This is a genomic window from Pseudomonas sp. Pmew2, assembly GCF_058129885.1.
In genome coordinates this window covers 1,771,352-1,794,076 of sequence record NZ_CM176702.1, presented here as the reverse complement: position 1 = coordinate 1,794,076, position 22,725 = coordinate 1,771,352, and the positions used below count along the sequence as shown (strand labels likewise).

Here is a 22,725-nt window from a genome sequence, read left to right as displayed (position 1 = left end):
GGAACCGGCGCGCGCACCTGCGGCCGCGCCCGGGCTCCACTGCTGACCTGAACACAAATTCATGATGCCCTCGGAACTGTTTTGGCTGCGCTTTCCACTCAGGAAACCAGCGCTACCTTATCCGGATCACGAATCGTTCATTCCTGCAGGCAGGGCAATCACCCATGAATATGATCACCCGAAATTATTATCCCGTCTCCGGGCAGCCAACCCAGGGCATAAACCCGCAAGCCGATAACAGTCCGCCACCTCAGGTCACGTCCGGCAATGGCAGCAAGCTGGTCGACTTCGCACCGCCGCAGCAGGCAACAAGGTTGCAGTCGTCGTTCAATGGCCTTGGCTCCAGGGCGCAAACGCCCGCTACAAACGCAGCCTCGGGTGCAACTGAAAACCCCGTCGAGTTGTTGCTGAACAAGCTGGTGGAAGCCATTCGCACCATCCTCAAGGATCTGTTTTCCAGATCACAAGGGCATCAGCAGGACGGCTCGACACCGGCACCTGCGCCGTCTGAACGGGAACAGGCGCCGACCTCCCTTCAGTCTTCATCAGCCCCCTCTTCAGGGTCGCCGTCATCGTCCGGCAACACAGAAAAGCCGTTCGTGGTGAAAAACGATTATCCGACCGACAAACCGGTCTCGCTGCAAAAGAGCGCCACAGCAGCGCCGTCTGATACGGCGCGCACTTCGGCGTCAGCCCAAGGCAATACGCCAGCCGCCAATCAGTCTGCGCCCGCCAAAACGTTGCCAACCGCCACAGACAGATCTGAGACCACAGAAAAAGTGGCGCAACCCGCGCACCGAGCGGGCAACGGTCCTGGGGCCGACATGTCCGGAATGGTCGGCTTCGCCAAACAGGCGAACACCACCGGCGGTAATGGTGGCGAAGTCGTCACGGTCAATACCGTAGCGGACCTCAAGAAGTACATGGAGGACGACAAAGCCCGTACCGTCAAACTGGGGGCCAACCTGTCTGCCGACAGCAAGGTGACCATCAACTTTGGCGCCAACAAGACCCTGCTGGGTACCGACAAGGGCAACAGCCTGCACAACATCTACCTGGCCAGCGGCAAGACCGCCAGCAATGACATCTTCCAGAATCTGAACTTCGACCACGACAGCCGTTATCGCGAAAACGGTGACATGCAGATGTTCATCAGCAGCGGTCAGAAATACTGGATCGATCACAACACCTATTCAGGCACCAAGGATCAGAACGCCAAAGGCCTGGACAAACTGCTTTATGTCGGCGGGACGGCAGACAACGTCAGTCTGACCAACTCGAAACTCCAGAACAACGAATATGGCGTGATTCTCGGTCAGCCGGACGACTCCGCTCAAGCCAAGGCCGAGTACAAGGGTTACCCGCGCATGACCATCGCCAACAATGTGTTCAGCAACCTGGATGTTCGGGCACCCGGCCTGATGCGGCATGGCGACTTTGACGTTTACAACAACTCGATCGACAACTTCCATCTTGGCTTCACCGCGACGGGGGATGCGACCATCCTCTCGCAGGCCAACTATTTCGCAAAAGGCGTGGATGTTTCCAACAAGGCCAGCAACTCCGGCGCGCTGGATGACTATGGCGATGCGCACTTCAAGGACATCGGCAGCAATGTCAGCTTCACCCAGAAGTCACCGGTGACCGCCTGGACGCCCAGCTATCAGCGCGACATCAAGACCGCCGAAGCCGCCAGAGCCTATGACTTGGCCAATGCCGGCGCCAAAACCGTGAGCTGATAGCGCCCGGCGTCCGATGCAGGGCGTGGCATGCAGACGAAAAAAAGGGCGACCGAAGTCGCCCCAAGTGCCTTGCGTGCTCATTGAATGCATGCAGGCGCGTGTCCGCCCACAACGCATTCGATGGAGCAAGATTAAGGCAGCGAACATAACGGCGAGTTGATCCAGATCAGCTGTTGCTGAACCAGACTGATCAGATCAAGGGTGTGGCGGCTGGATCAGCGTTTTTTGGGCTTTTTCTTCGGTTTTTTGCTGCTCAATGGCATCGCCTGTTCGAAGGCGTTACGCACTTCATTGAGGCGCTTGTCATTCAGATCGTGGATACGCTTGGCGCGCTCGGCACCCAGGTCGATCAGTTGTGCATCGTCGCTCATGGCTTGCGGTTCTCGAACACGGGAAATCAGGGCCAATAATGCTCAATCGCAGCAGCCCTGACCAGTCCCGTGATCAGTACAGCCCTGGGCGGTGCAGCAATCAGATCTGAATATCCACCCAAAGCCCCTGGCGCGGCTCGTCGTCGATGAGCGGTACAACGGGTACGGTGTTGTCGGCGTTCAGCGAATCACCCGGGACCACCAGTCCCACGTATTCCTCGGCTTCTCCGCCGCCATGAGCCTGCTGCTGTTGCTGCTGGCGCTGTTGCTCTTCACGCAACGGCAACGCGCTGCGTTCAGTATCTTCATTGCGCAGGTCGATGGAGGTCTCGCTGGAGCTCTCCTGCACCGGCGCTACAGGTGGAATGTCCGGCATGCGTTTGGCCGGATCCAGCTGTGATGTCACAGGCACCACACTTAACGGAAGCATAGGTTGCAGCATGGTTTTACCTCCTCTTACCGGGGTTTCGGCCGTGCACGAGGCAACTTGAACCGGGCTGAAAGAGCCAGTGGTGGTTTATAAGATCTTTTTTGACCCCTCTCAGTGAAATAAGTGTCATGGAACCAAAAATTCGATAGGTTCCGGCGCTGACCATGAGTTTTTTCACGCTGCCTTTGGCCTTCGGGGCGTGTTCCGTTAACATACTCAGCTTTTTCAAGCGGGAGACAGGCAGCATGGCGCAGCAGTATCAACCGGGGCAACGCTGGATTAGTGACAGCGAAGCCGAGCTGGGTTTGGGCACCGTTCTGGCACAGGACGGCCGCTTGTTGACCGTGCTCTATCCGGCCACTGGCGAAACACGTCAGTACGCACTGCGTAATGCGCCGCTGACCCGCGTGCGTTTCTCCCCTGGCGACGTGATCACGCACTTCGAAAACTGGAAAATGACCGTTCGCGAAGTCGACGATGTCGATGGCCTGCTGGTCTACCACGGCCTGAACGCGCAGAACGAAGTGGTGACACTGCCGGAAACCCAACTGTCGAACTTCATCCAGTTCCGTCTGGCTACCGACCGTCTGTTCGCTGGCCAGATCGACCAGTTGTCCTGGTTTTCGTTGCGCTACAACACGCTGGAGCACACCAGCCGCCAATTGCAGTCCTCGCTGTGGGGCCTGGGTGGCGTGCGGGCACAGCCTATCGCCCACCAGTTGCACATCGCTCGCGAAGTCGCGGACCGTATCGCGCCGCGCGTTCTGCTGGCCGACGAAGTGGGTCTGGGCAAAACCATCGAAGCCGGTCTGGTGATCCATCGCCAACTGCTGTCGGGCCGCGCCAGCCGCGTGCTGATTCTGGTCCCGGAAAACCTCCAGCACCAGTGGCTGGTGGAAATGCGTCGCCGCTTCAACCTGCAGGTCGCGCTGTTCGACGCCGAGCGCTTCATGGAAAGCGATGCAGGCAACCCGTTCGAAGACACCCAGCTTGCACTGGTTGCCCTGGAATGGCTGGTCGAAGACGAAAAAGCCCAGGACGCCCTGTTTGCGGCAGGCTGGGACCTGATGGTAGTCGACGAAGCCCACCATCTGGTCTGGCACGAAGACAAGGCCAGCCGCGAATACTCGCTGGTCGAACAACTGGCCGAAGTCATTGCCGGCGTACTGCTGCTGACCGCGACCCCGGAACAGCTGGGTCAGGACAGCCACTTCGCCCGCCTGCGCCTGCTGGACCCGAACCGTTTCCACGACCTCAAGGCCTTCCGCGCCGAAAGCGAGAACTACCGTCCGGTGGCTCAGGCCGTTCAGGAGTTGCTCGATAAGGGCAAGCTGTCTGCCGAGGCGCAGGAAACCATTCACGGCTTCCTGGGTGCCGAGGGCGATTCCCTTCTGGCGGCCGTGAATACCGGCGACGACGAAGCCAAGGCGCGCCTGATTCGCGAACTGCTGGACCGTCACGGCACCGGCCGCGTGCTGTTCCGCAACACCCGTGCCGCCGTGCAGGGCTTCCCGGAGCGCAAGCTGCATCAATACCCGCTGCCCTGCCCTGTGGAATACCTTGAGTTGCCGGTTGGCGAACACGCCGATCTATACCCGGAAGTCAGCTTCCAGTCGCAGCCGGAAGTCAGCGAAGAAGAGCGCTGGTGGCGCTTCGACCCACGCGTCGACTGGCTGATCGACACGCTTAAAATGCTCAAGCGCGTCAAGGTGCTGGTCATCTGTGCCCACGCCGAAACCGCCATGGACCTGGAAGACGCGCTGCGCGTACGTTCCGGCATTCCGGCCACGGTCTTCCACGAGGGTATGAACATCCTTGAGCGCGACCGCGCGGCTGCTTATTTTGCGGACGAAGAATTCGGCGCTCAGGTCTTGATCTGCTCGGAAATCGGCAGCGAAGGCCGCAACTTCCAGTTCTCTCACCATCTGGTGCTGTTCGATCTGCCATCGCACCCGGACCTGCTGGAGCAGCGTATCGGACGTCTGGACCGGATCGGCCAGAAGCACACCATCGAGCTGCACGTACCTTTCCTGGAAACCAGCCCGCAGGCACGCCTGTTCCAGTGGTATCACGAGGCGCTCAATGCGTTCCTCAATACCTGCCCGACCGGCAACGCCCTGCAGCATCAGTTCGGCCCGCGCCTGCTGCCGCTGCTGGAAAGCGGTGACGACGACGAGTGGCAAAGTCTGATCGACGAAGCGCGCACCGAGCGCGAACGCCTGGAAAGCGAACTGCACACCGGTCGCGACCGCTTGTTGGAACTCAATTCCGGCGGCGCCGGCGAAGGCGAAGCGCTGGTTGAAGCCATTCTGGAACAGGACGATCAGTTCAGCCTGCCGATCTACATGGAAACCCTGTTCGACGCCTTTGGCATCGACAGCGAAGACCATTCGGAAAACGCCCTGATCCTCAAGCCAAGCGAGAAAATGCTCGACGCCAGCTTTCCGCTCGGCGACGACGAAGGCGTGACCATCACCTACGATCGCAATCAGGCGCTGTCTCGCGAAGACATGCAGTTCATCACCTGGGAGCACCCGATGGTTCAGGGCGGCATGGACCTCGTGCTGTCCGGCTCGATGGGCAACACCGCCGTGGCACTGATCAAGAACAAGGCGCTCAAGCCGGGCACTGTCCTGCTGGAACTGATCTACGTCAGCGAAGTGGTTGCTCCTCGCTCGTTGCAGCTGGGGCGCTACCTGCCTCCTGCCGCGCTGCGTTGCCTGCTCGACGCCAATGGCAACGATCTGTCGAGCCGTGTGTCGTTCAACACCCTCAATGATCAGCTCGAAAGCGTGCCTCGTGCCAGCGCCAACAAGTTCATCCAGGCGCAACGTGACCAGTTGACCCCGAGAATCAATGCAGGCGAAGAGAAAATCACCCCAAGACACGCAGAACGTGTGGCCGAAGCACAGCGTCGTCTGGCAGCAGACACTGAAGAGGAACTGGCTCGCCTGACGGCATTGCAAGCGGTCAACCCGACCGTGCGCGACAGTGAACTGGTCGCCCTGCGCAGCCAGCGCGAACAAGGCTTGGCCATGCTTGAAAAAGCAGCCCTGCGCCTGGAAGCGATCCGGGTACTGGTTGCGGGTTGAAGCCTTGATACGCTCCGCGTCCGGTCTTGAGTGTGCGGCGCGGCGCAGATTTGTGACGCGGAGCGTCACGCACGGCATTCCCACGCGGGAGCGTGCGGAACGATAATCCAACTATCGTGCGACGCTCTGCGTCGCATGCCGTTCTGGACGCTCTGCGTCCGATCTTGCGTGTGCAGTGCGGCGCAGATTTGTGACGCAGAACGTCACGCACGGCCTTCCCACGCTGGAGCGTGCGGAACGATGACCTTAACTATCGTGCGACGCTCCGCGTCGCATGCCTTTCTGGACGCTCCGCGTCCGATCTTGAGTGTGCGGCGCGGCGCAGATTTGTGACGCAGAGCGTCACGCAAGGCATTCCCACGCTGGAGCGTGCGGAACGATGACCTTAACTATCGTGCGACGCTCTGCGTCGCATGCCGTTCTGGACGCTCTGCGTCCGATCTTGCGTGTGCAGTGCGGCGCAGATTTGTGACGTAGAGCGTCACGCACGGCATTCCCACGCTGGAGCGTGCGGAACGATGACCTTAACTATCGTGCGACGCTCTGCGTCGCATGCCGTTCTGGACGCTCTACGTCCGATCTTGCATCTGCGCGATCACTGCCTGGCCACCACAATTCCCTGCGCCAACTCCTCCACCGGCTCGTCAGCCGCCATTCTCGCCTTCATCCGCTCGGCATCCCGGCTGAAACAGCGCGAAGCCTGATACAGGAACAGCAAGGTCAGAAACAGCGCTGCCGGGATCAGGTACATGGCATCGTGCAAACCGATGGCTTTAAAGCTTTCGCTCATCACCTCGACACCTGCAACGCCCATCGCAGCATGGGCAAAGTGATCAGACAGCAAACCGACCACCACCGGCCCCAGCCCTCCACCCAGCAAATAAAGCCCGGCAAAGAACAGCGCCATGGCCGTGGCCCGCAGGCGCGGTTCGATTACGTCCTGAATAGCGGTGTAAACGCAGGTATAGAAGTTGTAAGCGAACAGCCAGACTGAATACCCCCACGAACACACCGATCCCGATCTGCCCTGCATGCAGCGCATAGCCTGTGGCCAGTGCGGCGATCAACATGCTGATGGTCGCAAACAACAGCCGTCCATTGGAAAAGCGCTGGTGCAGTTTGTCGGCTATCCAGCCCCCAAGCGTCAGACCGATCAGCCCGGTTACGCCGACAATAACCCCGGTCGCCACTGCAGCTTCCTGCAAGGGCAGCAGAAAATAGCGCTGCAGCATCGGCACCATGAATGAATTGCAGGCGTAAGTCGCAAAGTTGAAGGTCAGACCGCCCAGCACCAGCCAACGAAAGGTCGGAATCGACAGCACACGGCGGATCGGCTTTTCAATCTTCGCCTCTGACATCCGCACGCTTTCAGCCGCGCCGCGCCTGGGCTCCTTGATGAAAAAGATGAACACGACCAGCAACAGACCAGGAACCGCAGCGATAAAGAACGGTGCGCGCCAGCTGTCAAACGCCTTGACCATAGCGCCGATGGTAAAGAACGCCAGTAGTAGACCCAAAGGCAGACCCAGCATGAAAAGCCCCATGGCCCGCGCACGCCGATGGGCTGGAAACAGATCACCGATCAGTGAGTTGGCAGCAGGCGCGTAGCTGGCCTCACCTATGCCGACGCCCATTCGCACCAGCAGGAAGGTCCAGAAACTGCCCACCATGCCATTGACCGCAGTCAACCCGCTCCAGACCGCCAGCCCGCAGCCCATGAGTTTCTTGCGCGACCCGTTATCGGCCATGCGCCCCAATGGCAGACCGGCGAAAGCGTAGACCAGCGTGAATGCGGTCCCCAGCAACCCCAGTTGAAAGTCACTCAAATGCCATTCCAGACGAATGGGCTCGACGATAATCGCCGGGATGGTGCGATCAAAGAAGTTGAACAGATTGGCCAGAAAAAGCAGGAACAGCACGCGCCAGGCATTGGCAGCCTGAGTAGCGTTTTCAGCCTGGAGCGTGTTCATAAGGCATCCATCCCTTGACTCTCAGTCACTTCAATCTAGAAGCAGAAGCGCTATCTGTCTGTAAACATTCGTAACTACGCACGGAACATGATGGCCTTTTATAACTATTCGTTATTGAGTCAATATCAAAATGGCCGCTCGCAGGGGTGGCAGGTTGTAAACAGCTTCTATACTCAGCTCAAATCGCCAGGTCCTGAGGCTTGGCGCTCTTGTAGTGAGAATAGGGCGCGCTATGGAGTGGCTGGGTTTGAACGTATTCGCTGGCCTCCCAGCGGACGGGCAATTATTGATCGACTGCAGTCATAACCTGTTTCTGGTAGCGCTGGCTTACGGTGTGGCTTGCGCCGCATCCTTCGCCACGCTGGATATTGCCGACCGTGTCATTCAGGTCGACGCCATCAAGAGCCGTCGCCTGTGGAAAGCACTGGGCGCGTTATGCCTGGCGGGCGGCGTGTGGGCAATGCATTTCATCAGCATGCTGGCGTTTCAGGCCCCACTGAAAATCTCTTACGACCTGACCGTCACGCTGGCTTCCCTGCTGATCGTGCTGATCACTGCACTGGTGGCCATGAGAGCCCTGACCATCCCTGAGCTGACGCTCAGGCGCTGTCTGATCAGTTCGCTGGTCATGGGGACCGGCATCAGTGTCATGCACTATCTGGGTATGTCGGCGATGCGCTCCGCTGCCACGCAGTACTACGAACCGCGGATGTTCGCGCTGTCGATCGTGGTTGCCGTCCTTTCCAGCATTGCTCTGCTGACACTGTCCCGGCATCTGCGTCAGTACAACGGCATGTTTCATCAGATGTTCCGCTACGGGGTGAGTCTTCTGCTGGGTGCGGGTTTGCTGACCATGCACCTGATGGGCATGAGGGCATTGCGACTGGTCATGCCCGAAGGCGCCACGCTGCACATCCCCGGCACCGAAAACAGCCAGCAGCTTGGGCTTACCATTGCCGCCATCACCCTGCTTATCATCGCCGGCAGCATCAGCGCGGCAATGGCCGACAAGAAACTGCAAGGCAAGGAGCATGACCTGCAACGCGTCAACGCGCTGCTCAGCCAGCTGGATCAGGCCCGCGTCTCGCTTCAGCAGGTGGCCCATTACGACCCGTTGACCAACCTGATCAACCGCCGGGGCTTCAATCAGATATTTGCCGAAAAGCTGCAGGAGCACACCTACAACAACGGCATGCTTGTAGTGATGTTTCTGGACATCGACCACTTCAAGCGCATCAACGACAGCCTGGGCCATGACGCCGGTGACGAACTGCTCAAGGTGATTGCCGAACGCATCCGCAGCGCCACCCGTGTGCAAGACGTGGTCTCCCGTTTCGGGGGCGATGAATTCTGCATACTGCTGAGCATTCCGGACTACGAGGAGGCACGACACCTGGCCTATCGGGTCATGCAAAAAATGAAGGAAACCATCGCGCTGGCAGGAAGGCGCATGGTCATGACGACCAGTATCGGTATCGCCGTGTTCCCGCGTGACGGTTCAACCTGTGATGAACTGCTCAAACACGCAGACCTCGCGCTTTACCAGTCCAAGGACAACGGGCGCAACAGGGTCAATTTCTTCAGCCCCGCGCTCAAGACCAGGGCCAGCCTGGAGCTGCATCTGGAGGAGGAACTGCGCAATGCCCTGCGCGAAGAGACCGGCCTGCAGGTCTACTATCAGCCTATCGTCGACATGCATACTGGCCACGTTGCCAAGCTGGAGGCACTGGTGCGCTGGAATCACCCGCAACACGGTTTGCTGGCTCCCGGGCGCTTCATCGGCATTGCCGAGGCCAACGGTCTGATCGCCGAGCTGGATAACTGGGTGCTGCGCCGCGCCTGTCACGACCTGCGCACACTGCGTCAGGAAGGGCTGGAACAGCTGATCATCACGGTCAACTGCTCGGCACTCACGCTGGGCCGCGACGAACTGGTCGAAGAGGTCGAGCAGGCACTGGCCGACGCCGACGTTGCACCTGGCCGACTGGAACTGGAGGTGACCGAAAATGCGTTGATGGGCAATATCAGCAATACCATTCTGATGCTCAAGCACATTCGCAGCCTGGGGGTCTCCCTGTCGATTGACGACTTCGGCACCGGCTACTCATCACTTGCCTATCTCAAGCGGCTGCCACTGGACACGCTGAAGATCGATCGATCATTCATCATTGATATTCCCCAATCCCCACAGGATATGGAAATCGTCCAGGCGATTCTCGTCATGGCTCATACCCTGCACCTGAAAGTCGTCACGGAAGGCGTGGAAACCCCGGCTCAACTTGAGTTTCTCAGCCGATTCGGCAGTGATTACGTACAAGGCTATCTGTTCAGCAAGCCTCAGCCACTGGAGCGAATCCTGCCCCTTGCCAGACAGATGAACGAGCGCGAACCGACTACCCGTTGGTCTGCCCTGCCACCACCGCACATGCACGGCCCGGACATCGACGTTTCAGAACCTGCCGATGTGTTTGCCGACCTGACCGACAATGACGAATTTGCCAGTCACAGGCCCGTCCGTACCTGACGCTACGCTTTGTAGTCACTGGTGGGCAGGTGTGGTTTTACGCTACGTCGACGCTGGGACAGTTACCTTCCAACTCACTCCAGCAAATCGTCAGACACCTAAATGGTGCGCAAATCAATCCTGCGCTCTGTTTTGAATCAGAACCCAAGGTGCCACCACTACAGCCCAGAGCGAAGGATCGGTCTCCACCAGCTCAAGCGCCTTGCTTTCCGAGACCTTTCCGACCTGTCCTTCAGCCAGCCATGCAGACACCCTCACTGCATCATTTTCGGCCACGGCCTCGGCAACTTCGATCAAATCCAGGGGCAGCTCGACCCACAACAGGGCACCCTTGGCAAAGAATGGTTGCAATTCAGTCCAGGTGATTGATGCGGTTTCGCCAAGCAGTTTGGCATAGAGGGTGCTAGGTTCTTGCGTCATGGGTTTTCACCAGAAAGAAAATCGGCGCAATGATAGCGCCGACTTTCCCATCGGCAAGCCCAGAAGCAGGTGATTTATCGCGGGAAAGTGCAGATAACCTTATGGATCTGAAGCGATTTCAGGGCCTCAGGCGGTTTGATTCTGTAACTTTCTTTCGATTAAGCGACACGCATCGGTTTGTCCCCAAACGCCCGGCTTTCCAAGCCAACGAGCGGCACTCTAAACTGTTCCGGTACAGTTGGCGGCGTGGGAGAACCGGTGATCGAATCCGGTCCTGGAGCCTTGGCCATCAGGATTATAAAAACTACAACGCAAGAGTGGAGCATCATGACTAAGGGTACCAATAAGCTTTCAAGGCTGTTTGCCGCACTGGTTATGGCGGGGGTTGCCAGCCATTCGTTCGCAGCTGACACCATCAAGATCGGCATCGCCGGCCCCAAGACCGGCCCGGTTGCCGAATACGGCACCATGCAGTTCAACGGTGCCAAAATGGCCATCGAGCAGATCAACGCCAAAGGCGGCGTGGATGGCAAAAAGCTTGAAGCCGTCGAATACGATGACGCCTGCGATCCGAAACAGGCCGTTGCGGTCGCCAACAAGGTGGTCAACGATGGCGTGAAATACGTGGTCGGTCACCTGTGCTCCAGCTCCGCCCAGCCAGCGTCCGACGTTTACGAAGACGAAGGTATCATCATGGTGACCCCGGCGGCCACCAGCCCGGAAATCACCGCACGCGGCTACAAACTGGTATTCCGCACCATCGGTCTCGACAGCGCCCAGGGCCCGGCCGCAGGCAACTACATTGCCGACGTCGCCAAGCCGAAAATCGTTGCTGTGATTCACGACAAGCAGCAGTACGGCGAAGGTATCGCGACAGCAGTCAAGCAGACGCTGGAGAAAAAAGGCGTCAAGGTTGCTCTGTTCGAAGGTATCAACGCAGGTGACAAGGACTTCTCGTCGCTGATCGCCAAGCTCAAGCAAGCCAACGTCGACTTCGTCTACTACGGCGGCTACCACCCGGAGCTGGGTCAGATCCTGCGCCAGTCCAAGGAAAAGGGCCTGAACGCGAAGTTCATGGGACCTGAAGGCGTGGGCAACGAGTCCATCTCGCAGATCGCCGGCGATGCTTCGGAAGGCCTGCTGGTCACCCTGCCAAAATCCTTCGACCAGGACCCGGCCAACCAGGCTCTGACCGAAGCCTTCAAGGCCAAGAAAGAAGACCCGAGCGGCCCGTTCGTCTACCCGTCCTACTCCGCCGTTCAGGTCATTGCTGATGGCATCGCCGCCGCCAAGTCCGAAGACACCGCCAAGGTGGCTGCTGCCATCCATGCTGGCACCTTCAAGACCCCGATGGGCGAGCTGAGCTACGACGACAAAGGCGATCTGAAGAACTTCCAGTTCGTGGTTTACGAGTGGCACTTCGGCAAACCGAAGACCGAAGCCGCCAAATAAGCTGCTTGCGTTAACCCTCAAAGCCCACTGCCAGCGCAGTGGGCTTTGTTTTACGAATCCAGGCCCGTACGCACATTTCGGCGACCCGAACTGCATGCACGAGGCCCCCTGAAAATCTTAAAACCGTCAACAGCGGTTCCCTGACAGCGCGACAGGCTACGCATCGACAGAATGCCACCCCGGCGCAGGTCAGAGAAATGCAGATCAGGTTTTTAGGAGCGCGGTAAATGCCCGAGTTATTCCACTACATGCAGCAGCTGGTCAATGGCCTGACCATTGGCAGTACGTATGCATTGATCGCCATCGGCTACACGATGGTGTACGGCATCATCGGAATGATCAACTTCGCCCATGGCGAGGTGTACATGATCGGTTCCTATGTAGCTTTCATGGCGCTCGCCGGTCTGGCGATGCTGGGTATTCACAGCCTGCCGTTGCTGATGATTGCCGGTTTCGCCGCAGCCATCGTCGTAACCAGTGCCTACGGATACAGCATCGAGCGTGTGGCCTACCGTCCGTTGCGCAACAGCAACCGTCTGATTCCACTGATTTCTGCAATCGGCATGTCGATCTTCCTGCAGAACTCGGTTCAGCTTTCTCAGGGCTCCGGCAACTTCGCCATCCCCAACCTGCTGCCCGGCAGCCTGTCGTTCGGGCCCGGTGGCGCTCAGGAAGTGCTGATCTCCTACATGCAGATCGTGGTCTTTGTCGTCACCCTGCTGGCGATGACCGGCCTGACCCTGTTCATCTCCCGCTCACGCATGGGCCGCGCCTGCCGCGCCTGTGCCGAGGACATGAAAATGGCCAACCTGCTGGGGATCAACACCAACAACATCATTGCCCTGACCTTCGTGGTCGGTGCTGCACTGGCTGCCGTCGCGGCGATGCTGCTGAGCATGCAGTACGGCGTGATCAACCCGAGCGCCGGCTTTCTGGTCGGCCTGAAAGCCTTCACTGCTGCCGTACTGGGCGGTATCGGTTCGATCCCGGGCGCTGTGCTCGGTGGCCTGGTACTGGGCGTCGCCGAAGCCTTCGGTGCCGACATTTTTGGTGATCAGTACAAGGACGTCGTGGCCTTCGGCCTGCTGGTTCTGGTGCTGCTGTTCCGACCGACCGGCATCCTGGGTCGTCCGGAGGTTGAGAAAGTATGAGCAAGTCTTTCAAACAGGCGCTGTTCAGCGCCGCACTGGTCTGGGCCGTGGCCTACCCGGTGTTCGGCCTGAAACTGGCCTTTTCCGGCGTCACCCTTCAAGTGCAGAACGCCAGCCCGCTGACCCTGACCATCATTGCCTTCTGTTCGGTCATGCTGTTCTTGCGCGTACTGTTCGCAGAACAGATCGGCAGCATGCGCCGCGGTACCGAAAAGCCGTTGATCTCGCAGAAGACCAGCGATTTCCTGACTCAGCCGAAAACCCAACGCTGGGGCCTGGCCGCATTGATCGTGCTCGCGTTCATCTGGCCATTCTTCGGGTCGCGCGGTGCGGTGGACATCGCCACGCTGATCCTGATCTACGTCATGCTCGGCCTGGGCCTGAACATCGTGGTCGGTCTGGCCGGTCTGCTGGACCTGGGCTATGTCGGTTTCTATGCAGTCGGTGCCTACAGCTACGCCTTGCTGTCCCACTACTATGGGCTCGGCTTCTGGATCTGCCTGCCGATTGCGGGCCTGATGGCGGCGCTGTTCGGGTTCTTGCTGGGGTTCCCGGTGCTACGCCTGCGCGGTGACTATCTGGCCATCGTGACGCTGGGGTTCGGCGAGATCATCCGCATCTTCCTGCGCAACCTCACCGAGCTGACCGGTGGCCCGAACGGCATCAGCAACATCGACAAGCCGACCTTCTTCGGCCTGACGTTCGAGCGCAAGGCCGCCGAGGGCATGCAGACCTTCCACGAGTTCTTCGGCCTGCCTTACAACTCGATCAACAAGGTCGTCTTCCTTTACCTGATCGCCCTGCTGCTGGCGCTGGCGGCACTGTTCGTCATCAACCGCCTGCTGCGCATGCCGATCGGCCGGGCCTGGGAGGCGCTGCGTGAAGACGAGATCGCCTGTCGTGCGCTGGGGCTGAATCCGACCGTGATCAAGCTCTCGGCGTTCACCCTTGGCGCTGCGTTCGCCGGTTTCGCAGGCAGCTTCTTTGCCGCACGTCAGGGTCTGATCACCCCGGAATCGTTCACCTTCATCGAATCGGCAATCATCCTCGCCATCGTCGTGCTCGGTGGTATGGGCTCGCAGCTTGGCGTGATCCTGGCCGCCATCGTGATGATTCTGCTGCCTGAGCTGATGCGCGAGTTCAGCGACTACCGCATGTTGATGTTTGGCGCGCTGATGGTGCTGATGATGATCTGGCGTCCTCAAGGCTTCCTGCCCATGCAACGGCCTGAAATGAAATTGAAAACGGAGCTGCCGAAATGAGCCGCCCATTACTGCAAGCCACCGGCTTGAGCATGCGTTTTGGCGGCCTGTTGGCGGTCAATGGCGTTGCCCTGACCGTCAATCAAGGGCAGGTCGTGTCGATGATCGGCCCCAACGGCGCGGGCAAGACCACCGTTTTCAATTGCCTGACCGGTTTCTACCGGCCAAGCGCAGGCACTATTCTGCTGGACGGCGAGCCCATCCAAGGCCTGGCCGGTCACCAGATTGCTCGCAAGGGCGTGGTGCGTACGTTCCAGAACGTGCGCCTGTTCAAGGAAATGACCGCTGTAGAGAACCTGCTGGTTGCCCAGCATCGGCATTTGAATACCAACTTCCTGGCCGGTTTGTTCAAAACCCCGGCGTTCCGTCGCAGCGAACGCGAAGCCATGGATTACGCCGAGCACTGGCTGGAAGCCGTCAACCTCAAGGAATTCGCTAACCGCCCTGCCGGTACACTGGCCTACGGTCAGCAACGCCGTCTGGAAATCGCCCGCTGCATGATGACGCGCCCGCGCATTCTGATGCTCGACGAACCGGCAGCCGGGCTGAACCCCAGAGAAACCGACGACCTGAAAGCCCTGATCGGCGTGTTGCGCAGCGAGCACAACGCTACGGTCCTGTTGATCGAGCACGACATGAAACTGGTGATGAGCATTTCCGACCACATTGTGGTGATCAATCAGGGCACGCCTCTGGCAGACGGAACGCCGGAACAGATTCGTGACAATCCTGATGTGATCAAAGCCTATCTGGGGGAAGCGTAAATGCTGCAGTTCGAAAACGTTTCCACTTTCTACGGCAAGATCCAGGCGCTGCACAGCGTCAACGTGGAAGTGCGTCAGGGCGAAATCGTCACCCTGATCGGCGCCAACGGCGCAGGCAAGTCCACGCTGCTGATGACCCTGTGCGGCTCACCACGCGCGCACAGCGGCAGTATTCGCTACATGGGCGAAGAGCTGGTCGGCCTGGAGTCGTCGATCATCATGCGCAAGAGTATCGCCGTAGTACCGGAAGGCCGTCGCGTGTTTGCGCGTCTGACCGTTGAAGAGAACCTGGCGATGGGCGGTTTCTTCACGGAAAAGGCTGGTTATCAGGAGCAGATGGACAAGGTCCTGCAGCTCTTTCCGCGCCTCAAGGAACGCTTCAATCAACGCGGCGGCACCATGTCCGGTGGCGAACAGCAGATGCTGGCCATCGGTCGTGCGTTGATGAGCAAGCCCAAGCTGCTGTTGCTCGACGAGCCTTCGCTGGGCTTGGCTCCGATCATCATCCAGCAGATTTTCGAGATCGTTGAACAGTTGCGTCGCGATGGTGTGACGGTGTTTCTGGTCGAACAGAACGCCAATCAGGCGCTGAAAGTCGCCGACCGCGCTTATGTACTGGAAAACGGTCGTGTGGTGATGCAAGGCACCGGTGAAGAACTGCTGGTCGATCCGAAAGTGCGAGATGCGTATCTGGGCGGGTAAGCGCTGCGAAGCGCATTAACGTTCAGAACCAGGATGGGCCACGATGATTCTCATTACCACGCTCTGCGTGGTAATGCCTTTCGTGATGCTCCCCGCGTCACACTGCGGCGCAGGTCTGGCCGTTCCCCCTTGTGATGCACCTCCAGTCTGAGTAACGTGGCGACACTTGTCTGGAGACCACACCATGTTTGCTGCCCGTTCCGTCCTCGTATTTGCCCTTCTGCCACTGTTCGCCGGGTGCCAACTGCTCGGCAAACAGACCGAGGAACCCAAGGTTTCCACTGCAGGCATGCTCCGTATGCAGGGCGACCTGACGGGCAGCAATGGCCAGTTGCTGTTCAAACCGTGCAACGAGCAGCGGCGCTATGTGGTCAAGGATCGCGGCAATACCGGCATCTTGCAGGAAGCTGCTTCACTGGCAGACAGCAAGGGCACGGTATTCGCCGATCTGCGCGGTAACTTTGCTGCGAGCAAAGCGGCCAACAGCGATGGTCAGCTGGACCTGCATCAGCTGTACCGCGTCGAGCGTCCCGGCCAGGCCTGTGAAGACGCCAATTTCAAACGTCTGACCTTGCACGTCAATGGCAATAAACCCGCCTGGAACGTCAACGTCAGTGGCAAGGGCATGGTGCTGGAGCGCGAAGGTCTTGCACCGCTTGCCTTGCCTTACGTGGAAGAGAAACTGCCCGACGGCAGCTTCAGCGTCAGCAGCGAAGCCAACAACCAGCGCATCGAGATCTGGGTGGCGCCACAACGCTGCGTTGACAGCGTCAATGGCTCGGTACAACACCTGACGGCCGAACTGCGTATCAACGGCCAGGCCCAGCGTGGCTGCGGTTATTATGGCGGTTCGCGCGACGAGTGATCAGGCAGGCTCGCCGCCAAAGGGGTTCAGCGCTTATAATCGCCGGTCTTGTAGTGCTGTCGGGCTGAACCTGCGGCCCGAAAACTGGACCCCTTAATGTTACGAATCACCGAACTCAAGCTGCCGATCGATCACCCGGAAGAAGACCTGCGCGTTGCACTCTTGCAGCGCCTGGGCATCGACAGCAGCGAACTGCTGGACTTTACCCTCTTCAAACGCAGTTACGACGCGCGCAAAAAGTCATCCGAGCTGTGCTTTATCTACACCATCGACTTTCAGGTCAGTGATGAACAGGCACTGCTGCGCAAACTGGGCGATGACCGCCACGTCGGCCCTGCACCTGATGTCAGCTATAAAGTGGTCGGTCACGCTCCCGAGGGGCTTACAGAGCGCCCGATCGTCGTGGGTTTCGGCCCATGCGGTATCTTTGCCGGGCTGCTGCTGGCGCAGATGGGCTTCAAGCCGATCATCCTTGAGCGTGGTACCGAGGTGCGCCAGCGCACCAAGGATACCTGGGCGCTGTGGCGCAAAAACGTGCTCAACCCCGAGTCCAACGTGCAGTTCGGTGAAGGCGGTGCCGGGACCTTTTCTGACGGCAAGCTTTACAGCCAGATCAAGGACCCGAAGTTTATTGGCCGCAAGGTGCTGCACGAGTTCGTGAAAGCCGGTGCGCCGGAAGAAATCCTCTACGTCAGCAAGCCGCATATCGGCACGTTCCGCCTGACCGGCGTGGTCGAGAACATGCGCCATCAGATAGAAGCGCTGGGCGGCGAAGTGCGCTTTCAGCAGCGCGTGACCGACCTGATGATCGAGGACGGCCAATTGCTGGGCGTCCAGCTCGACAGTGGCGAGCAGATCGAATCCCGGCACGTCATTCTGGCGCTGGGCCACAGTGCCCGCGACACCTTCCGCATGCTGCATGGCCGTGGCGTGTTCATGGAAGCCAAGCCGTTTTCGGTGGGTTTCCGTATCGAGCACCCGCAGTCGCTGATCGACCGCGCGCGGCTGGGCAAATACGCCGGGCACCCGAAGCTGGGCGCAGCTGACTACAAACTGGTGCACCACGCCAGCAACGGTCGCTCGGTCTACAGTTTCTGCATGTGCCCTGGTGGCACTGTCGTAGCCGCCACTTCAGAGCCGGGGCGCGTGGTCACCAATGGCATGAGCCAGTATTCGCGCAACGAGCGTAATGCCAACTCGGGCATTGTGGTCGGTATTTCTCCGGAACAGGATTTCCCCGGCAGCCCGCTGGCCGGTATCGAGTTGCAGGAACGCCTGGAGTCTCATGCGTATCTGCTCGGCGGCAGCAGTTATGAAGCGCCGGCGCAGTTGGTCGGCGACTTTATCGCTGGCAGGGCCTCGACAGCACTGGGCAGCGTTGAGCCCTCATACAAGCCGGGCGTGAAACTGGTGGACCTGGCCGACGCCCTGCCCGCCTTTGCCATTGAAGCCATTCGTGAAGCATTGCCTGCGTTCGACAAGCAGATCAAAGGCTTCTCGCTGCACGATGCGGTGCTGACCGGCATCGAAACCCGTACCTCGGCCCCGCTGCGCATTACCCGCGGACCGACCCTGCAAAGCCTGAACACCAAAGGCCTTTACCCGGCCGGTGAAGGCGCTGGCTATGCGGGCGGGATTCTCTCGGCTGGCGTAGACGGCATTCGGGTTGCCGAAGCATTGGTGCGGGACATGCTGGGGATTGAGGGCTGACCTCAGAATGACCATCGTTATACATAAGTCTTGTGGGAGCGAGCTTGCTCGCGAAGAGGCCGCGACCCCCCCAAGAAATAGGGCGTTCGATACATCGTCTTCGTGAGCATTGGCACGATATTCACGCCTGGCAATAAAAAACCCCGAGCATTGCGGCTCGGGGTTTTGCTGTGCGGTGCTGCAAATCAGTGAGTGACGCGGCTCGTGCCGTTGATACTCATGATGCGTACGCGCTCGCCGACACGGAAAATCTCGTTTTCCTGAACCTGCTGCACATAGGCACGCATGCTGCCGTCATCTTCACGCACGGTGATTTCAACACCCTGCGTACGGGTCAGGCCTTCTTCGGTCGCTGAACCCAGCAGACCACCGGCCACCGCGCCGATTACCGCAGCCACGATGCTGCCGCGACCGCCACCGATAGCGCTGCCACCTACGCCGCCGACGACCGCACCCGCAGCCCCGCCAATCGGAGTCTTGGTGCCTTCGATTTTAACCGGACGCAAGGATTCGATAGTGCCCATACGGACGGTCTGTACGGTCCTGGCCTCATCGCGGGAATAGGAATCACCGGTCAGGTTTGAGGCACAGCCGCCCAGCATCAATGCCATGGCAGTGAACGAAGCAACCAGAAGAGCGGACTTGCGCATAAGGGAATCTCCAGAGGAATCAGTGGCCATTAGACTACCTGACAAAGGTGCTGTCACGGCCCCGATCCTGCAATTTAAGTTCATTCAGGCGGCATACAGCGGCCCACCTGCATAACGCTCAGACGATGGCCCGGACGAATAATTCAATCAGGGCGCAAGGCGCTCGCGCGTCCACCTGCCGTCTACCGAACGATAGTTCAAACGGTCGTGAAGTCGACTGGAGCGACCCTGCCAAAACTCGATTCGCTCAGGCAAAAGGCGATAGCCCCCCCAGTGCTCGGGGCAGTGTGGCTGGGTGTCTGCGAAGCGTTGTTCCGTCTGTCTGATCAGACCTTCCAGCTCTTCACGATCTGCGATCACGCGACTTTGGGGTGAGGCCCAAGCCCCCAAACGGCTGCCCAGAGGACGCACCTGGTAATAAGCATCGGACTCCTGCGCGCTGACTTTCTCGACCGGGCCTTCGATACGCACCTGACGCTCCAGCGTTGGCCAGAAGAACGTCATGGCCGCGAATGGACGTGCAGCCAGTTGCTGGCCCTTGGCGCTTTCGTAGTTAGTGAAGAACGTGAAACCCTGCGTGTCCAGCCCCTTGAGCAGCAAGACACGGCAATGCGGACGTCCTTGCTCATCAACCGTTGCCAGGGTCATGGCATTGGCCTCGACAGGTGGTTGTTCGGTCTTTACAGCGTCGGCAAACCAGGTATGGAAGAGCGCGAAGGGCTCGTCCGGTGATTGCGCTTCGGTCAACCCGTCGCGGGTGTAATCACGGCGCATGTCGGCCAGGGTCTGAGTCATGGTTTCATTCCTGCGCAGATATCATGAACGTTAGCTAACTCTCGTTACGAGGCTCGGCGCTCGCCGTTATCACACATTCGTTTTTGATTCTGGCCGAAGGCCGTGGGAGCGAACTTGTTCGCGAAGACGGTGATTCAGACGATACGTTTCGGAGACTGTACCGGCCTTTTCGCGAACAAGTTCGCTCCCACGCCCTCCGGGCAGAAGCCTGAAAGCCTTGTTTTTCAGGCTATTCAGGACTTGTGCACAACGCAAAGCGCGGAGCGTGGAGACGAAAGTCGTGAGGTAACCAGGCCTCAGTTACTGGCCTGGCTGTCATCTTTCTTGGCGGGCGCCTTGGCCGGGGCCTTGGTCGCTGCCGGTTTTTTAGCTGCTGCGGTGGTCTTGGCAGGCGCGGCCTTTTTGGCAGTGCTGGCCTTGGCCGTGTCTTTCTTCGCCACGGCGGCTTTCTTGGCAGGCGCGGCAGCAGGTGCTGGCGCTACTGGCTTGACGTCCTGGGTGGCAACCATGACTGGAGCAACCGGCGGCAACGCATAACGGGCCATCAGCGCGCGCATGGTGTCCTGCGGCGTCATGAGGATTTCAACACGACGGTTGAGTGCACGGCCTTGCAGGCTGTCGTTGGCGGCACGTGGCATCACGGCACCCATCCCACGCTGGCTCAGACGATTACGCTCCAGGCCACTGAGACGGAAAATCGCGGCAACAGACTGCGCGCGTTCCTGGCTGATCTTCTGGTTGGCTTCGGTAGGCCCCGATGTGTCGGCATGACCGAGAATCAGCACGGCAGTTTTCTGATCGCCTTCGACCACCTTGGCCAGTCGCGTGATCGGGCCCAGCGTGTTGGGCAGCAGCATCGCAGGACGGTCAGGGTTGAACGAGCTGTCGACCGGTGCAGTGATTGCCAGCAGGTCTTCGCGACGCTCCAGCTGGAACGGGCTGTCCTTGATTGCAGCGCGCAGACGCGGCTCGTACTCGTCCAGCCAGGCCTGGGTCACTTTCGGATCAGGCATCGGCAGCGCTTTAGGCTCGTCCTTCTTGCCCTCGCTACCGAACGGCCACCACCACTTGCTATCGGTTTCCGACTTGGCTACCAGCGCAGGCGCAGCTGGCTTGTCGGCAGGCTTGTCGGCCACGGCATCAGGTTTGGCCTGCGCGTTATCTTTCGAGCCGAACGGCCAGTACCAAGGCGCGCTGTTTTCAGCGCCAGCGGCAGGTGCTGCTGGTGCCGCAGCGGCCTTGGCGACCGGAGCAGGTGCCGGGCTCGGTGCCGGAGCCTTTGCAGCAGCGCCTGCATCAGCAGACTCGCTGCCTGAACCGAACTGCCACCAATGGCCTCCGGTTGCAGCAGAGTCGGATTGAGGGGTTTGAGCACAGCCGGTCACAGCGATGCACAGGGCGAGAACGAGGCTTTTATTAGACGACATGGATAACCCGCAACGGTTTTGATCAGACAGAAGGACGTGACTACGCCGGTATAACATGCATAAAGATGCAGTTGGAAAAAGAAACCGTCGTACGGTTCCTGTTACAGCCATTTAACTGACAGTCGGTATGAAACAAGCACTTATGGCCGATACTTACTGCAAACAATCACGCAGGATCCCGACCATTTTCTGCGCACGCGGGTCCATCAGAATGTACGGCCCCAGGGTGTTGGTAACGAAGCCAAAAGCGACCTCGTAATCAGGATCGGCGAACCCGACCGAACCGCCTGCCCCGGGATGGCCAAACGCCTTGGGGCCAAGACCATAGGTCGCGTTGGCAACGGTCGGTTGGTCAAGCATGCAGCCTAGGCCCAGACGGGTCGAGGTCAGCAGAGTCCTGTCCTGACCGAGGCTGTGCTCACGGGTCAGCTCGTTGAGCATGTCTGCTTCAAGCAGGCTGCCATCCAGCAAACCGTTATAGAAACCGGCAAGACTGCGCGCATTGCCGTGGCCGTTGGCCGCTGGCTGCTGCATGCGGCGCCATTCGGGTTTATTGGTGCTGGTCATGATCGACGGCGGGTTGGTGAACGCCTTGGCAGTGATGGAGGCGGGCTCACGCATCGTCGCCTGCAACACGCGCTGGGCAGCGTCGTCACCGGCATTGCCTTTGCCGCGCGCGATATGGGCGACACGATGAAACTGGTCATCCGCCAGGCCCACATGAAAATCCAGCCCCAGCGGGCGAGAAATACGCGCGGCAATGGATTCCCCCGGGCCTCGACTATCGGCACGACGCAGCACCTCGCCTACCAGCCAGCCATAGGTGATTGCCGCGTAACCGTGACCCTGCCCCGGCGTCCACCAAGGTTCTTCGGCCGCCAGCGCCGCCGTCATGGTGTCCCACTGGTAAAGCGCTTCGGCAGGCAATTGCTCGCGCAGCGCAGGCAAACCGGCCTGATGGCAGAGCAGCTGACGCAAAGTGATCGATGCCTTGCCCGCCGCGGCGAATTCGGGCCAGAGCCTGGCGACGGGTTCGTCCAGCTTCAACTTGCCTTCTTCAACCAGCTGCAATACCGCCACGCTGGTAAAGGTCTTGGTGCAGGAGAACAGGTTGAGAATGGTGTCGGTGTGCCACGCCTCGGCACCGTCCTTGTCGGCCGTGCCCGCCCACAGATCGATGACGGTCTGGCCGCCGACCTGAATGCACAAGGCAGCGCCGCGCTCCTGAGGGTCGTCAAAGAGCGCCGCAAAGGCTTCACGTACTGCTTCGAATTGAAGTTCGTAATGACCCTGGATCTGCAACGGCTGACTCCTGACTGACGGTACTGGGCCTGATGACAGGCCGAATGGGCGCATATTGTTCCAGCGATCGGGCGCTTTGGGAACAGACCCGAGTCA

General features: G+C 59.4%; 17 protein-coding genes and 2 pseudogenes. 11 read left to right on the top strand and 8 right to left on the bottom strand.

The features are described 5' to 3' along the window. Positions 1 to 164: 164 nt before the first annotated feature. Positions 165 to 1,739, top strand: a complete 1,575-nt coding sequence (locus AC4ANK_RS08255; RefSeq protein WP_002554797.1) for a pectate lyase family protein — start codon at positions 165 to 167, stop codon at positions 1,737 to 1,739. A gap of 218 nt (positions 1,740 to 1,957) precedes the next feature. Here AC4ANK_RS08255 and AC4ANK_RS08250 read toward each other — a convergent pair whose 3' ends face one another. Beyond that, positions 1,958 to 2,113, bottom strand: coding sequence for a hypothetical protein (locus tag AC4ANK_RS08250; RefSeq protein WP_002554798.1), 156 nt, complete (start codon positions 2,111 to 2,113; stop codon positions 1,958 to 1,960). 100 nt (positions 2,114 to 2,213) lie between these two features. Beyond that, positions 2,214 to 2,555, bottom strand: coding sequence for a hypothetical protein (locus AC4ANK_RS08245; protein WP_002554799.1), 342 nt, complete (start codon positions 2,553 to 2,555; stop codon positions 2,214 to 2,216). Between the two features lie 233 nt (positions 2,556 to 2,788). Between AC4ANK_RS08245 and rapA the strand changes: the two genes are divergently transcribed. Further along, a complete protein-coding gene (gene rapA / locus AC4ANK_RS08240) occupies positions 2,789 to 5,635 on the top strand; it encodes an RNA polymerase-associated protein RapA (RefSeq protein WP_004667845.1) in 2,847 nt (948 codons plus the stop codon). A 595-nt stretch (positions 5,636 to 6,230) separates the two neighbouring features. On the opposite strand, the pseudogene AC4ANK_RS08235 reads toward rapA, so the two are convergent. Next, positions 6,231 to 7,605: pseudogene (locus AC4ANK_RS08235) on the bottom strand (spinster family MFS transporter). 232 nt (positions 7,606 to 7,837) lie between these two features. Between AC4ANK_RS08235 and AC4ANK_RS08230 the strand changes: the two are divergent. Beyond that, entirely contained in the window at positions 7,838 to 10,129 is a 2,292-nt protein-coding gene (locus AC4ANK_RS08230; RefSeq protein WP_031595824.1) for a putative bifunctional diguanylate cyclase/phosphodiesterase, read from the top strand. Between the two features lie 114 nt (positions 10,130 to 10,243). Here the strand turns inward: AC4ANK_RS08230 and AC4ANK_RS08225 are convergent, their stop codons facing one another. Further along, complete coding sequence (locus tag AC4ANK_RS08225) at positions 10,244 to 10,549, bottom strand: DUF2288 domain-containing protein (RefSeq protein ID WP_002554802.1); 306 nt, start codon at positions 10,547 to 10,549, stop codon at positions 10,244 to 10,246. 29 nt (positions 10,550 to 10,578) lie between these two features. Between AC4ANK_RS08225 and AC4ANK_RS08220 the strand changes: the two are divergent. The 8 genes and pseudogenes from AC4ANK_RS08220 to AC4ANK_RS08185 all read left to right on the top strand — a co-directional run. Further along, a pseudogene (locus AC4ANK_RS08220) lies at positions 10,579 to 10,800 on the top strand (hypothetical protein); the annotation flags it as partial. 76 nt (positions 10,801 to 10,876) lie between these two features. Beyond that, positions 10,877 to 12,001 carry a branched-chain amino acid ABC transporter substrate-binding protein gene (locus AC4ANK_RS08215; RefSeq protein ID WP_002554803.1) on the top strand — a complete coding sequence of 375 codons (1,125 nt, stop codon included), beginning with the start codon at positions 10,877 to 10,879 and terminating at the stop codon, positions 11,999 to 12,001. Between the two features lie 227 nt (positions 12,002 to 12,228). Continuing rightward, on the top strand, positions 12,229 to 13,152 hold the full coding sequence (livH, locus tag AC4ANK_RS08210) for a high-affinity branched-chain amino acid ABC transporter permease LivH (RefSeq protein WP_002554804.1): 924 nt from the start codon (positions 12,229 to 12,231) through the stop codon (positions 13,150 to 13,152). Beyond that, a complete protein-coding gene (locus AC4ANK_RS08205; protein ID WP_002554805.1) occupies positions 13,149 to 14,414 on the top strand; it encodes a high-affinity branched-chain amino acid ABC transporter permease LivM in 1,266 nt (421 codons plus the stop codon). Before livH ends, AC4ANK_RS08205 begins: the two co-directional genes overlap by 4 nt. Further along, on the top strand, positions 14,411 to 15,178 hold the full coding sequence (livG, locus tag AC4ANK_RS08200) for a high-affinity branched-chain amino acid ABC transporter ATP-binding protein LivG (protein WP_002554806.1): 768 nt from the start codon (positions 14,411 to 14,413) through the stop codon (positions 15,176 to 15,178). The genes AC4ANK_RS08205 and livG overlap by 4 nt, the downstream gene beginning before the upstream one ends. Further along, positions 15,179 to 15,880: an ABC transporter ATP-binding protein gene (locus tag AC4ANK_RS08195; protein ID WP_460383191.1), complete on the top strand. Its 702-nt coding sequence runs from the start codon at positions 15,179 to 15,181 to the stop codon at positions 15,878 to 15,880. 184 nt (positions 15,881 to 16,064) lie between these two features. Beyond that, on the top strand, positions 16,065 to 16,745 hold the full coding sequence (locus AC4ANK_RS08190; protein WP_002554808.1) for a COG3650 family protein: 681 nt from the start codon (positions 16,065 to 16,067) through the stop codon (positions 16,743 to 16,745). Positions 16,746 to 16,841: 96 nt separating this feature from the next. Further along, complete coding sequence (locus AC4ANK_RS08185) at positions 16,842 to 18,455, top strand: NAD(P)/FAD-dependent oxidoreductase (RefSeq protein ID WP_002554809.1); 1,614 nt, start codon at positions 16,842 to 16,844, stop codon at positions 18,453 to 18,455. A gap of 185 nt (positions 18,456 to 18,640) precedes the next feature. Here the strand turns inward: AC4ANK_RS08185 and AC4ANK_RS08180 are convergent, their stop codons facing one another. From AC4ANK_RS08180 to AC4ANK_RS08165, 4 genes are all read right to left on the bottom strand, one after another. Continuing rightward, on the bottom strand, positions 18,641 to 19,105 hold the full coding sequence (locus AC4ANK_RS08180; RefSeq protein ID WP_002554810.1) for an outer membrane lipoprotein: 465 nt from the start codon (positions 19,103 to 19,105) through the stop codon (positions 18,641 to 18,643). Between the two features lie 147 nt (positions 19,106 to 19,252). Next, positions 19,253 to 19,900, bottom strand: a complete 648-nt coding sequence (pdxH, locus tag AC4ANK_RS08175; protein WP_031595827.1) for a pyridoxamine 5'-phosphate oxidase — start codon at positions 19,898 to 19,900, stop codon at positions 19,253 to 19,255. Positions 19,901 to 20,196: 296 nt separating this feature from the next. Next, positions 20,197 to 21,327 (bottom strand): OmpA family protein, encoded by a 1,131-nt coding sequence (locus AC4ANK_RS08170; RefSeq protein WP_002554811.1) that lies wholly within the window; start codon positions 21,325 to 21,327, stop codon positions 20,197 to 20,199. A 153-nt stretch (positions 21,328 to 21,480) separates the two neighbouring features. Further along, positions 21,481 to 22,629 (bottom strand): EstA family serine hydrolase, encoded by a 1,149-nt coding sequence (locus AC4ANK_RS08165; RefSeq protein WP_031595829.1) that lies wholly within the window; start codon positions 22,627 to 22,629, stop codon positions 21,481 to 21,483. Between the last annotated feature and the right edge of the window lie 96 nt (positions 22,630 to 22,725).